This window comes from Nocardia sp. Root136 (genome assembly GCF_001427185.1).
GTDB classification, from domain to species: Bacteria; Actinomycetota; Actinomycetes; order Mycobacteriales; family Mycobacteriaceae; genus Nocardia; species Nocardia salmonicida.
In genome coordinates, this window is record NZ_LMFE01000007.1 from 352713 (window position 1) to 364682 (window position 11970).

At 64.7% G+C, this 11970-nt stretch carries 14 protein-coding genes; 2 read left to right on the forward strand and 12 right to left on the reverse strand.

The window, feature by feature from the left end; all coding sequences use genetic code 11:
- Positions 1–10 precede the first annotated feature (10 nt).
- Positions 11–802: an ESX secretion-associated protein EspG gene (locus ASD42_RS34780; RefSeq protein ID WP_056818363.1), complete on the reverse strand. Its 792-nt coding sequence runs from the start codon at positions 800–802 to the stop codon at positions 11–13.
- Entirely contained in the window at positions 799–2757 is a 1959-nt protein-coding gene (locus ASD42_RS34785) for a hypothetical protein (RefSeq protein WP_162256215.1), read from the reverse strand. Before ASD42_RS34785 ends, ASD42_RS34780 begins: the two co-directional genes overlap by 4 nt.
- 348 nt (positions 2758–3105) lie before the next feature.
- On the opposite strand from ASD42_RS34785, the gene ASD42_RS18700 reads away from it, so the two are divergent.
- Both ASD42_RS18700 and dtd read left to right on the forward strand, forming a co-directional pair.
- Complete coding sequence (locus ASD42_RS18700) at positions 3106–4605, forward strand: hypothetical protein (protein ID WP_056818367.1); 1500 nt, start codon at positions 3106–3108, stop codon at positions 4603–4605.
- Positions 4606–4765: 160 nt separating this feature from the next.
- Positions 4766–5209 carry a D-aminoacyl-tRNA deacylase gene (gene dtd, locus ASD42_RS18705; protein WP_056819255.1) on the forward strand — a complete coding sequence of 148 codons (444 nt, stop codon included), beginning with the start codon at positions 4766–4768 and terminating at the stop codon, positions 5207–5209.
- Between the two features lie 12 nt (positions 5210–5221).
- On the opposite strand, the gene map is transcribed toward dtd, so the two are convergent.
- From map to ASD42_RS18755, 10 genes are all read right to left on the reverse strand, one after another.
- The gene (map, locus tag ASD42_RS18710; protein ID WP_056818369.1) at positions 5222–6019 is read right to left on the reverse strand and encodes a type I methionyl aminopeptidase; all 798 of its coding nucleotides are present in this window, start codon (positions 6017–6019) and stop codon (positions 5222–5224) included.
- A gap of 26 nt (positions 6020–6045) precedes the next feature.
- Positions 6046–6591, reverse strand: coding sequence for an adenylate kinase (locus ASD42_RS18715; protein WP_056818371.1), 546 nt, complete (start codon positions 6589–6591; stop codon positions 6046–6048).
- A complete protein-coding gene (gene secY / locus ASD42_RS18720; protein ID WP_056818373.1) occupies positions 6588–7910 on the reverse strand; it encodes a preprotein translocase subunit SecY in 1323 nt (440 codons plus the stop codon). The genes ASD42_RS18715 and secY overlap by 4 nt, the downstream gene beginning before the upstream one ends.
- 155 nt (positions 7911–8065) lie before the next feature.
- The gene (rplO, locus tag ASD42_RS18725; protein WP_056818375.1) at positions 8066–8509 is read right to left on the reverse strand and encodes a 50S ribosomal protein L15; all 444 of its coding nucleotides are present in this window, start codon (positions 8507–8509) and stop codon (positions 8066–8068) included.
- A gap of 2 nt (positions 8510–8511) precedes the next feature.
- Positions 8512–8691: a 50S ribosomal protein L30 gene (gene rpmD / locus ASD42_RS18730; protein ID WP_056819257.1), complete on the reverse strand. Its 180-nt coding sequence runs from the start codon at positions 8689–8691 to the stop codon at positions 8512–8514.
- A 1-nt stretch (position 8692) separates the two neighbouring features.
- Entirely contained in the window at positions 8693–9352 is a 660-nt protein-coding gene (gene rpsE, locus ASD42_RS18735; protein ID WP_056818377.1) for a 30S ribosomal protein S5, read from the reverse strand.
- A gap of 31 nt (positions 9353–9383) precedes the next feature.
- On the reverse strand, positions 9384–9791 hold the full coding sequence (rplR, locus tag ASD42_RS18740) for a 50S ribosomal protein L18 (RefSeq protein WP_056818379.1): 408 nt from the start codon (positions 9789–9791) through the stop codon (positions 9384–9386).
- A gap of 2 nt (positions 9792–9793) precedes the next feature.
- Positions 9794–10333, reverse strand: coding sequence for a 50S ribosomal protein L6 (gene rplF, locus ASD42_RS18745; protein WP_056818381.1), 540 nt, complete (start codon positions 10331–10333; stop codon positions 9794–9796).
- 15 nt (positions 10334–10348) lie between these two features.
- Positions 10349–10747 (reverse strand): 30S ribosomal protein S8, encoded by a 399-nt coding sequence (gene rpsH, locus ASD42_RS18750; protein WP_056818383.1) that lies wholly within the window; start codon positions 10745–10747, stop codon positions 10349–10351.
- A gap of 269 nt (positions 10748–11016) precedes the next feature.
- Complete coding sequence (locus ASD42_RS18755) at positions 11017–11748, reverse strand: YoaK family protein (protein WP_235569688.1); 732 nt, start codon at positions 11746–11748, stop codon at positions 11017–11019.
- Positions 11749–11970 lie beyond the last annotated feature (222 nt).

Sequence of the window (11970 nt, forward strand, 5' to 3'; positions counted from 1 at the left end):
CGGCCAGCGGCTAGGCGCTCGCCTCCCAGTGCGCCTCGACGCGGACCATCATGCGGTCGATGCCTGCGTTGATCGCCTCGATCAGCGCAGGTCGCGACGTCGGCGTCGCGACGGGCGCGTCCGAGGGCAACTCGATGGTGTATCGGCCGTCGGCGGGCAGATCACGCCAGACCAGGATCTCGCGGCGCATACCGCGCGAGCCGAACATGGATTGATTCTGGAGGATATCGATCGTTCCGGTGCGGTCGGCGGGAATGTCGAAGAACTCGGCGCTCCGCTGGGCCACCGAGGTGTCGGCCTCCTCGAAGAACATCGAGGCGCGCGGCTGATACTCCGTGGGTTCGGCATCGGTCGCCAGGGGAACAAGGCCACCGCTGCCCGCACCGACTGCGGGCATCAAGTCGACGAGCGCCTCGGCGATACCGTACGGACCACAGTCGATTACCACGTAACCGCCACTGTGCGTGTAGGTTTCGCCCGGACGTTGGTAAACGAGGTACCCGTTGGCGCCCGCACGCGCCGCGCGAGCCTTCACCCAGTACTGCGGGTCGCTCTCCTGCGCGTCGTTCCAACCACGCAGTCGCACCCACACTTCCGGTCGTTCGAGCACCTCGAAGACAGTGCGCATCACCGGGTCGACGGTGTGCTGCAACCGTTCCCAGGTCTCGTAGCTCTCACGCTCGAAATCGGCGAGCAATCGCGTGTTCGTCTGGAAGGTGAGTGGACGCGGCAGCGTGCCCCCGACCAATCGTCGCCAGAGGACATAGAACTCGAGATCGGTGAATTCCCACGTCCGGGTCACTCGCCGGCCACCAATCGGGCAGCCGACGCGGACGAACCGTCGCCTCCGTCGAAAGCTTCGACCAGGGGCACAACCTCGGCCTGCGGGGCCGCGGCCACGAGACCGGTCAACGGCGCGCCGACCTCCTCCAGACTGGGGAGCAGGTTGGAGAAATCGGGCAACGAGGCACGGGGGAAGGCGCCCGCGGCCGACGCGGTCTCCGGCAGTTCTGAGGTGGTCTCGGCCGGCTCGGTTACCGCCGGCGCGTCCCCCACCTCGATCCCCAGCATCGCAGCCAACGGCTCCAACGCGGGGTTGGCCGAGATCAGGCTGTTGACCTCCGGCGAGTCCGACAGAATCGCCGCCAGGTCGGGGAACTGCTCGAACACCGAGCCGAGCTGACTCAGATCGGGCAGGCCCGCGGTCACGTCCGTCGAGATCTGCTGCAGCGCGGTCAGCACGCTCGGCAGCGCCTCGGACAGGGACGAGACCGTCGACGTCACCGCCGACATCAGCGAGGACAACATCTCGGTGCCCGAACCGGACCCGGAGCCGGTTTGCGTGCTGCCCGTCTGCTGGCCCACGATGCCCGCTCGCGAGGCGCCGGTGGCGGGATTCGTCGCACTCGACGAACCGGTACCCGTCGAACCCGAACCTGTCGAACCCGTTCCCGTGGAACCGGTTCCGGTAGGTGTCGACGGGATCACGCCGGCCTGGATCTGCTCGGCGGTCTTCTGCGCCGCCTGACCCTCTGGCGTGATCTGCGGCTGAGCAGGCGACTGCGCCGAGCCTGCACTCTGCTGCCCGGACCCGCCCTGCTGAGAACCGCCACCACCCTGCTGAGAACCGCCACCACCTTGCGACCCACCACCCTGGTTTCCGGACGGTTGCTGCGTACCCGAGGGCTTGTCCGATGGATTCTGTCCGTTATCGGACGGCCTGTCTTTCGGTTTCTCGACCGGTCCCGCCGGCGCGGCAGGTTCGGTGAAGACCGGGAAGAGCTTCTCGGTGTGGCTCAGACCGTCGACATAATGGATGCGATAAGCCTCGCGCTTGTCGCCTTCATCGTCGCCACAGCCACGCGGCTCGCTCTCGCTGAGCGGCATCGCCACCTTCGTCGAATACAACCAGTCCGCTGTGTACCGCAGGTTGGCCTCGGTCATCCGAAAGCCACCGGACAGCTCGTATACCGACTTGGCGTAGGTCTTGATCGCCTGCAATGCGGTGTCACCGCCCTGGCTTTCCCAGCTTTCGGTGGTGATCTTCTGCAGCTTCACCTCGAGCTGCGATGCGGCCTTGTAGACCTCGGTCGCCATATTCGCCCAGACCGTCGCCGCGTCACCGACCTGGGCCCATTGGATCCGAACGCCGAGTCGATGGAGCTCCCCCCAGTTCATGCTTTCCGGCGAGGCTACGTCTATCGGCTCGATCTCTTTGGGCTTTGCCGTCGTCTTGACTTTGGGCACTGTCGCGACGTCGACGTCGGCTTCGTGCCTCTTCACGTCGTCCGCGTCGTAGTAGCCGGGGCGATAGTCGTCGCCCTTCTTGCCCATCGACGTGCCCAGCTTGTCCTGCTCCGCCGTCGAGGGCTTCACATCTCCGAGTTTGGTCTTGTCGGCTTTCAGCGCGGCGATCTCTGTGCTCGACATATGATCCGCGCCGGTATAGGTGTCACCAGCTGACTTGAACAAGTCCATCATGTCGGTCAACGAGTCGACGTGCCGTTCGAGACATTCCTTGGCATCCCACGCCTCGATCTCGAACCTGGTCGCCAGCAGCGGGCCTGCGATAACCTCCGACCCGCCGAGTTTCTCACCGTCGAAGTGCCCGAAGTTCTCCGCACTGACGATCTTCAGGCAAGCGTTGAACACCTCGATCGCATCGCTACACGCCTTGGCTGCATCGAGTGCGGCACCCGTCTCGACCCGCACCTTCGCCCTACCGGCCAACCCCGACCAGGGAGTCTCGTTACCCACGCACTCGCTCCTCGATGCACACCACCGACGACTCTCGCCGACGGGCTCGATCGTGTCGGAGTCTAACGACCACGACGAAACATGCACAGCCCCAGCAAGTCACGCTTCGACGAACATCGCACCGGCTGGTTTCACCGCTCGAATCGCACATCGAAGCGAAGCCGGCAATCCGATCACGATCCGACGGCCGAAACCGATCTGTGACAGACTCGATCGAAGCGCAGGCGGCCGTCCGACGGCTGACGAACGAACGAACGATAGGGCTCAGGTAGACGTCGCGATGGAACTGCTCATGACCAACGTGGACACGTCGACTCGGCTCAGGTCGACGTCGCGACGGAACCGCTCATGACCGACCTGAGCGACCTCGAACGGCGCGTCGCGGCCAATCGCGCCAACACCCGCAGCCAGCACTCCGACGACTATTTGCGCCTGGCCGGTTCACTCACCGAACTCGCCCAGGGCCTGCTCGCCACCCGCGATGACCCGTCGGGGCGCGATCGCACCGCCGAGGCGCTGGAGCCCGCGCAGGAAGCGGTGGCGATCCGGCTGCACTGGCTGGTCGGCGGGTACGTCTCCTACGAGTACGCGGGTGCGTTGCAGGACGCGCTTCGGTTGTTCGAGCAGGCGACGCGGTTGGTCGGGCATCGCCAGCTCGCGACCAACACCATTCGCAGCGCCTGTTCAGCGTATCGGCAGGTAGCGCAGGACTACCCGGATGTTTCGGCCATGTGCGCCGACGGGTTGTCCAAGTGCGGCGTGTGGTTGATGCGGCTCGATCACGATGCGGCGGTGGCGGCGAGTGAGTCGGCGGTGCGGATTCGCGCGGCCATGTACGCGCGCGCTTCCGAACAACCCGGCAAGTATCTGGCGAGCCTCAGCACCCTGCTGCGCACGCTGATGGTGGGGCGCTCGCGCAAGCAGGCCATCGCGAGCTATCGCGCGTTGTATTCCGAGGTCACCACGACAGCGAGTACCGCGAAATTGCGGGAAACCCGGGTCGAGGAACTGGATCTCACGGTCAAGACCACCCAGGCATTGATCAAGCTGGGCGCGCCGACCCTGGAACGCGCGGGGCGGCTGACGCAGCAGCAGATTCTGTACCAGTCGGGCGGCGACCTGGCCACGATCGACGAGATCAACTGGCGGTTGGCGCTCGTGGGCCTCAAGCCCCTCGCGGCAGGGGCGATGCCGGAGCCGCCCTCGCGGCCGGTGGAGATCTCGGCGACCTACGGTGCGATCGCCGTGCGATGCTCGGCGCCGGACGCGCTCGACCAGGTCCGCGCCGCCATCGTCGCCGCGTACGCCCAGGACAAAGCGGAGCCTGTCGATGCCGGTCGATTCGCGGGTGTGCACGACAAGCATTGGGGCGTCAAGGAACCCAAGACCAACCTGGACACCGAGCTCGGTGCCGATGTGGTGCTCGTCGAGAAGTCCTCGGGCAGCTGGATTTCGGTGAAGAGCCTCAACTGGGAGATCGGCGCACTCGGCAAACACCCACTCGCCGTTGCTCTCTCGAAGAAATGGCCGGTCCTCACCGTCGCCACGATCGAGAAGATCTCCTACGAACTGTGCCTCTACGACAACGGCATCGCCACCCAGTACGCGGCTCTCGGCAGACCCTCCGGTCAGGCGCCTCTCGACGCCCCGCTGGCCCCACTGGATTTCGCGACCCTGGCCGACTACGGCGCCGACTACGCCTCAGAAACCCAGGTCAGAGCCGCCTTCGGTAATGCCGAAATGTTCGCCAAAGTCACCGAACTCCCCGGCGCAGGCATCCGCCAGGCCGCGGAGAAGGCCCCGCTCACCGACTACGGCCCGAATATTCTCTTCTTCGGCAAGGACTGATCCGTAGCAACGAAAAGCCGCTGCCCCCATCGGGAGGCAGCGGCTTCGTCGTGTCAGGAGTCGCGTCCGCTTGATCCGTTCCAGCGGTACTTCACACCGCTGGAACGGATATGCCGCCCCGGAAACCTGTGGAGTACGGCCACCCGGCATGATCGGAGTCGTGCGAGTACTGCTGCAGCGTGTGACCAGTGCCCAGGTCAGCGTCGACGATCAGGTCGTCGGACGCATCGACCCGGCGGCCACCGGTGTCCCCCACGGTCTGCTCGCCCTCGTCGGCGCCACCCACACCGACACCGACGCCAACGCGAAAGCCTTGGCCGACAAGACATATCGTTTGCGAATCCTCGACGGTGAACGCTCCGCCGCCGACCTGGACGCCCCCATACTGGTGGTCAGCCAGTTCACCCTCTACGCCAACACCGCCAAGGGTCGGCGCCCCTCCTGGAACGCCGCTGCCCCCGGCTCGCTCGCCGAACCCCTCGTCGACACCTTCGCCGAAACGCTTCGTGAACTGGGCGCCACCGTGGCCACCGGAAAATTCGGCGCGCACATGCAGATCGAACTCACCAACGACGGCCCGATCACCGTTCTGCTCGAAGGCTGACTTCGTCGGCGACTACTCCGGGCGCAGGGTGAGAATGCGCGGCCCGTCCTCGGTCACCGCGACGCTGTGCTCCCAGTGCGCGGCGCGCGAACCGTCGGTGGTGACCACGGTCCAGTCGTCATCGAGGGTCTTGGTGTCGGTGGTGCCAAGAGTCAGCATCGGCTCGATCGCCAACACCGACCCCACCACCAGGCGCGGGCCCTTACCGGGCGCGCCTTCGTTGGGCAGGAACGGATCCATGTGCATCTCGCGCCCGATGGCGTGGCCACCGTAACCGTCGACGATGCCGTACTGACGACCGTGTGCCTGCTCGGCCGCGCGTGTGCCCAGCTCGATGGCGTGGGAGACATCGGTGAGCCGGTTGCCCGGCAGCATCGCCGCGATGCCTGCCTCCATCGAGAGCTTGGTGGCCTCGCTCAGCAGCTGATCGGCCTCGATGATGTTGCCGATGCCGAACGTCCACGCCGAGTCGCCGTGCCAGCCGTCGAGGATGGCGCCGCAGTCGATGGACACAAGATCACCCTCGGTGAGAATCTCACTCGCCGAGGGGATCCCGTGGACCACACGGTCGTTGACCGAAGAACAGATCGAGCCGGGGAAGCCGTGATAACCCTTGAACGACGGGACTGCGCCCGCGTCACGGATAGTGGCCTCGGCGACCTCGTCGAGCTCCAGCGTCGAAACGCCGGGCTTGGCCGCCGCGCGAACGGCGACCAGCGTCGCGCCGACGATCGCGCCGGCTGCCTGCATGGCATCCAGCTCGCCCGCCGAACGGAACGGCACGACCTTCTTCTTACGGGTGAAGACCATCCGGCCTCAGTACTCCGATCCGCTGATTACTGGCCGAGCGCCGCGAGCGCCCGGCCGTTGACCTCATCGACTTCGCCGATGCCGTCGACGGTCACGACCAGACCGTCGTAGTGCTCGAGCAGCGGCTCGGTCTCCTCACGGTAGACCCGCAGCCGGTTGCGGATGACGTCCTCGGTGTCGTCGGCGCGCCCACGGGCGAGCATGCGCTCGACCACGGTGTCCTCGGCGACCACGAAGCACAGCACGGCGTCGAGTGTGGTGCCGTTGTGCTCGAGGATCTTCTTCAGCGCGTCGGCCTGGTCGACCGTGCGGGGGTAACCGTCGAGCACGAAACCGTTCGCGGCATCGGGCTCGCCGACGCGGGCCTCGACCATGCGGTTGGTGACGTCGCTGGGGACCAGGTCGCCCGCGTCCATGTACTTCTGTGCCTCACGCCCGAGGGCGGTCTGCTGGCTGATATTCGCGCGGAAGAGGTCTCCGGTGGAGATGTGCGGAACGCCCAGCTTCTCTGACAGCAGGACGGCCTGAGTACCTTTGCCGGCACCCGGCGGACCGAGCAGAACAACTCTCACTTGAGGAACCCTTCGTAATTTCGATTCATCAGCTGGCTCTCGATCTGCTTGACCGTGTCGAGACCCACGCTGACCATGATGAGCACCGCGGTACCGCCGAACGGCAGGTTCGCGACCGCACCCGAATTGCCCATGTCGAGGAACAGGTTCGGGAGCACTGCGACCAGACCGAGGTAAATCGAGCCAGGCAGGGTGATGCGGCTCAGGACGTAGTTCAGATAGTCGGCGGTCGGCTTACCGGGCCGGTAACCCGGGATGAAGCCACCGAACTTCTTCATCTCGTCCGCGCGTTCCTCCGGGTTGAAGGTGATCGCGACGTAGAAGTAGGTGAAGAACACGATCAACGCGAAGTAGATCGCGATGTAGACCGGGTTGGAAGGGTTCACCAGGTATTTCTGGATGATCTCCTGCCACCAGCTCGGCTCCGTCGCCGTGCTCGATCCGGTCAGCTGCGCGATCAAGTTCGGCAGGTAGAGCAGCGAGGACGCGAAGATCACCGGGATGACACCGGCCTGGTTGACCTTCAACGGCAGGTACGTCGATGAACCGCCGTACATCTTGCGACCGACGACGCGCTTGGCGTACTGCACCGGAATCCGGCGCTGACCCTGCTCGACGAAGATCACGGCCACGATGATCGCCAGCACGGCGGCACACACGAGACCGAAGACCAGACCACCGCGGGTATCCAGGATCGACTTGCCGTCGAGCGGGATACGCGCCGCGATACCGGCGAAGATGAGCAGCGACATGCCGTTGCCGACACCGCGCTCGGTGATCTGCTCGCCGAACCACATGACCAGCGAGGCGCCGGCGGTCATCACCAGCACGATGATGATCATGCCGAAAATGCTGGTGTCGGCGAGGATCGGCTCGTTGCAGCCCTGGAGGAGCTGACCGCGCGAGGCCAGCGCGACCAGGCCGGTGGCCTGCAGGACCGCCAAGGCGACCGACAGGTACCTGGTGTACTGCGTCATCTTGGTCTGGCCGGATTGGCCTTCCTTGCGCAGTTCCTCGAACCGCGGGATGACAACGGTCAGCAGCTGGATGATGATGCTCGCGGTGATGTACGGCATGATGCCGATCGCGAACACCGACAGCTGCAGGAGCGCGCCACCGGAGAAAAGGTTGATGAGCTGGTAGATACCGGCGGATTCACCGCCGGAGACCAGCTTCACGCATGCCTGGACGTTCTGGTAGTCGACGCCGGGGGACGGCAGCGCGGCACCCAGCCGGTACAGCGCGATCAACCCCAGCGTGAAGAGAATCTTCCGCCGTAAGTCCGGAGTCCGGAAGGCCGATACGAAGGCGGAAAGCACAAATCCTCCTGGCGAACGACATGGTCATGCCATGCGACATCGGTTTTACGGAAACGTCAGCCCATGACAAGTGTTGGCAGCCAACGACTGAACTCTAACAGTGACACCGGACGAGTTTGCCACTCGTCCGGTGTCGACTGCTCTTCAGAGTACCGTCAGGCCAGTTCGGTGACAGTGCCACCGGCTGCGGTGATCTTCTCCTTGGCGGAGCCGGTCACCTTGTCGGCGGTCACCTGGATGGCGACACCGATCTCGCCGTCGCCGAGAACCTTGACCAGCTCGTTCTTGCGAACGGCGCCGGCCTCGACGAGCTCGGCCTTACCGATGGTGCCGCCCTGCGGGAACAGCTCAGCGATGCGGCCAACGTTGACGACCTGGTACTCGACCCGGAAGCGGTTGGTGAAGCCGCGAAGCTTCGGCAGACGCATGTGCAGCGGCATCTGGCCACCCTCGAACGCCGCGGGGACGTTCTTGCGTGCCTTGGTGCCCTTGGTACCGCGACCGGCGGTCTTACCCTTGGAACCTTCACCGCGACCCACACGGGTCTTCTCGGTCTTGGAGCCAGGGGCGGGACGCAGGTGGTGCAATTTGATGGTCATGTCTAGACCTCCTCAACTGTTACGAGGTGGCGCACGACGTTGATCAGACCGCGGTTCTGAGCGTTGTCCTCACGAACCACCGACTGGCGGATCTTCCGCAGACCAAGCGTCCGCAGGCTGTCGCGCTGGTTCGACTTGGCACCGATCGTGCTCTTGATCTGAGTCACCTTGAGATCAGCCATGTCAGGCTCCCTGTCCTGCACGCGCACGCAGCATGCCCGCCGGAGCGACATCCTCGATCGGCAGACCGCGACGCGCGGCAACCTCTTCGGGACGCTGGAGCATCTTGAGCGCGGCAACTGTCGCGTGAACGACGTTGATCGCATTGTCGCTACCGAGCGACTTCGACAGAATGTCGTGGATACCGGCACATTCGAGCACGGCACGGCACGCACCACCGGCGATCACACCGGTACCGGGCGAAGCCGGACGCAGCATGACCACACCGGCCGCCGCCTCACCCTGAACCGGGTGGACGATGGTCGAGCCGATCATCGGGACGCGGAAGAAGCTCTTACGAGCCTCCTCGACACCCTTCTGGATGGCCGCGGGAACTTCCTTGGCCTTGCCGTAGCCGACGCCGACCAGACCGTTGCCGTCACCGACGATCACGAGGGCGGTGAAGCTGAAGCGACGACCACCCTTCACGACCTTGGAGACACGGTTGATCGCGACGACGCGCTCGAGCTGGTTCTTCTCGGCCGCGTTACCGCCACGGTCGTTACCACCGCGACGATCGCCACCGCCACGACGGTTGCCCTCGGGGCCACCGGCGTTGCTGTTGTTGTTGCTGTTCGGTCCGGCGGGTCCGCCGCCGCCGTCGCGCCGCTGACGTCCCGGCATCAGACGTTCCTTCCGTTGGAAATAATGGTCATCAGAACTTCAGCCCGCCTTCGCGAGCGGCATCGGCCAGCGCCGCGATACGGCCGTGGTAGTCGTGACCACCACGGTCGAACACGACCGCCTCGACACCGGCAGCCTTGGCACGCTCGGCGATCAGCTGACCGACCTTCGCGCCCTTGGCGGACTTGTCACCTTCGAACGCACGCACGTCGGCCTCGATCGAGGAAGCGGCGGCAATGGTCTTGCCCACCGAGTCGTCGATCAGCTGAGCGTGCAGGTGGCGCGCGGAGCGGTTGACCACCAGGCGCGGACGCTCGGTGGTGCCTTCGACCTTCTTACGAAGACGGAAGTGACGGCGAGTCTTCGACAGACGACGCTTCGTCGAAGCATCCTTGCCGAGCGGAATCCGCTTGGCCTTCTGGTTAGCAGTTTGCGCCATGATCACTTACCCGTCTTTCCGACCTTGCGGCGAACGACCTCGCCGGCGTAGCGGATGCCCTTGCCCTTGTACGGGTCGGGCTTACGCAGTCCGTGGATCACAGCGGAGATCTGACCGACCGCCTGCTTGTCGATTCCGGACACCGAGAATTTGGTGGGCGATTCCACCGCGAAGGTGATGCCTGCCGGGGCCTCGATCGGCACCGGGTGGCTGTAACCGAGGGCGAACTCGAGGTTCGAACCCTTGGCCTGAACGCGGTAACCGACGCCGAAGATTTCCATCTTCTTCTCGTAGCCCTTGGTGACACCCTCGATCATGTTGGCGATCAGGGTGCGGGAAAGGCCGTGCAGCGAACGGTTCGCACGCTCGTCGTTGGGACGAGCAACCTCGAGCTCATTGCCTTCACCCTTGGTGACGACGATGGGCTCGGCCACGGTGTGGGAAAGGGTGCCCTTGGGCCCCTTGACCGTGACAACCTGGCCGTCGATGTTGACGTCGACGCCGGCCGGAATCTCGATGGGCTTCTTACCAATACGCGACATTAGTCCTGACCTCCCTTACCAGACGTAGGCGAGGACTTCGCCCCCGACGCCCTGCTTGGCCGCCTGACGGTCGGTGAGCAGACCGGTCGACGTGGAAATGATCGCCACGCCGAGGCCGCCGAGGACCTTGGGCAGGTTGGTGGACTTCGCGTACACACGCAGACCCGGCTTCGAGACGCGACGCAGGCCCTGCAGGCTGCGCTCACGGCTGGGGCCGTACTTCAGATCGACGACGATGGCCTTGCCAACGGTCGCGTCTTCGGTGCGGTAATCGGCGATGTAGCCCTCACGCTTGAGGATCTCGGCGATGTTCACCTTGATCTTCGAGTGGGGCGCCTTCACCTGATCGTGGTACGCCGAGTTGGCGTTGCGCAGACGCGTCAAGAAGTCTGCGATCGGATCAGTCATGGTCATGGTTAGACCTCGACACCTTTCTCGCTGCGGTTCCCATACAACATCTCCCGCACGCTCGCGCGCAGGTGATCGTGGGCCTACAACAATTCGGCTGGTCCGGTCGGCACTTGCCGACCGGATGAGTTCTCTTGCGAGCTCTCGGCGCCTGGCACGGTCCCACTCGCGCCGGAGCGCGCAGCGGACACAGATCTGCCCAGGCAACCGCTCTAGTGTAGGCAATGCCGTGGTCAGGACCAAACCCGGGGGGCGACGAACCGGGGCGATATCCGTCACGCGGCCGTGTGATCGGCCTTCGCGCCCGTCTTGTAGGTGATCAGGATCGCCGAGGCCGAGACACCGGCGGCGACGATCAACATCATCTCACCGCCCACCACCATGCTCATCAAGCCACCGAGCAGGGCGCCGACGGCGAAGGCCGCGTACTGCAGGCCGTAGCCGAGCCAATCGCGCGAGCTACCGCCGCTGACGTGGCTTTCGATGCCCTGGCTCAGCTTCACGACCGTTCCGGTGGCGTAGCTGAGCGGAACGCTGGTCTCGCCGTTCTTGACGAACGCGGTGTTGAGCGCACCCACCGCGAAGGCGACGAACGCGATCGGGATGAACCCCACGTCCTGCCCGCCGGTGCGGTCGAGGGCGTAGTCGACGACCGCGGCCACGGCGAGCGCCACGGTGGTCACCACGGACGCGCCGTAGTGACCACTGCGCCACAGCCGCCGCCGGAGCATCGAGGCCACGAACACGCCGAGTCCGAACGAGAAGAGCAACGTAATAGCGCCGGTAGCCAGCAGTTGATCATTGTCGAACCAGCCGAGAACGGCACGCTCGGTATTACCGGTCATGAATGTGACGAAATATCCGGCGGAATGCGTATATGCGGCGGCGCCGATAAATCCGGCCAATATCGAAAGAAATGCCACCATCGGCATCGCGCCCGCGGGAATCCCGCGTAGCGGCGCCCGGTGGGCCACGTCACGAGGCTTGTTTTCTGTGGTCAGAGTCACAATTTCACATCCTCTGCATTTACTCCGGCAAGGGATCGACACTGACACCCATCTGCACGCTGCATTGTCGCGCAACGCCCTCGACAGTAGCCACGAAATAAAATTCCGACCAGCTCGGAGATCACATTCTCGGGAAAGACACAGGATTATGAGGTGCCGGCAATACCGAAGTAACCGAGAATACGAAATCAATTCCGCCTACGCGCACGCGGACATGCGACG

What these genes read in the sequence shown, in the direction of transcription:
- map (WP_056818369.1), bottom strand. Translation starts at nt 6,019, where the DNA reads ATGGTCTTCACCCGTAAGAAGAAGGTCGTGCCGTTCCGTTCGGCGGGC.
- rpsE (WP_056818377.1), bottom strand. Translation starts at nt 9,352, where the DNA reads ATGCCGGGACGTCAGCGGCGCGACGGCGGCGGCGGACCCGCCGGACCG.
- rplF (WP_056818381.1), bottom strand. Translation starts at nt 10,333, where the DNA reads ATGTCGCGTATTGGTAAGAAGCCCATCGAGATTCCGGCCGGCGTCGAC.
- ASD42_RS18700 (WP_056818367.1), top strand. Translation starts at nt 3,106, where the DNA reads ATGACCGACCTGAGCGACCTCGAACGGCGCGTCGCGGCCAATCGCGCC.
- rpmD (WP_056819257.1), bottom strand. Translation starts at nt 8,691, where the DNA reads ATGGCTGATCTCAAGGTGACTCAGATCAAGAGCACGATCGGTGCCAAG.
- rpsH (WP_056818383.1), bottom strand. Translation starts at nt 10,747, where the DNA reads ATGACCATGACTGATCCGATCGCAGACTTCTTGACGCGTCTGCGCAAC.
- rplR (WP_056818379.1), bottom strand. Translation starts at nt 9,791, where the DNA reads ATGGCGCAAACTGCTAACCAGAAGGCCAAGCGGATTCCGCTCGGCAAG.
- rplO (WP_056818375.1), bottom strand. Translation starts at nt 8,509, where the DNA reads ATGACCATCAAATTGCACCACCTGCGTCCCGCCCCTGGCTCCAAGACC.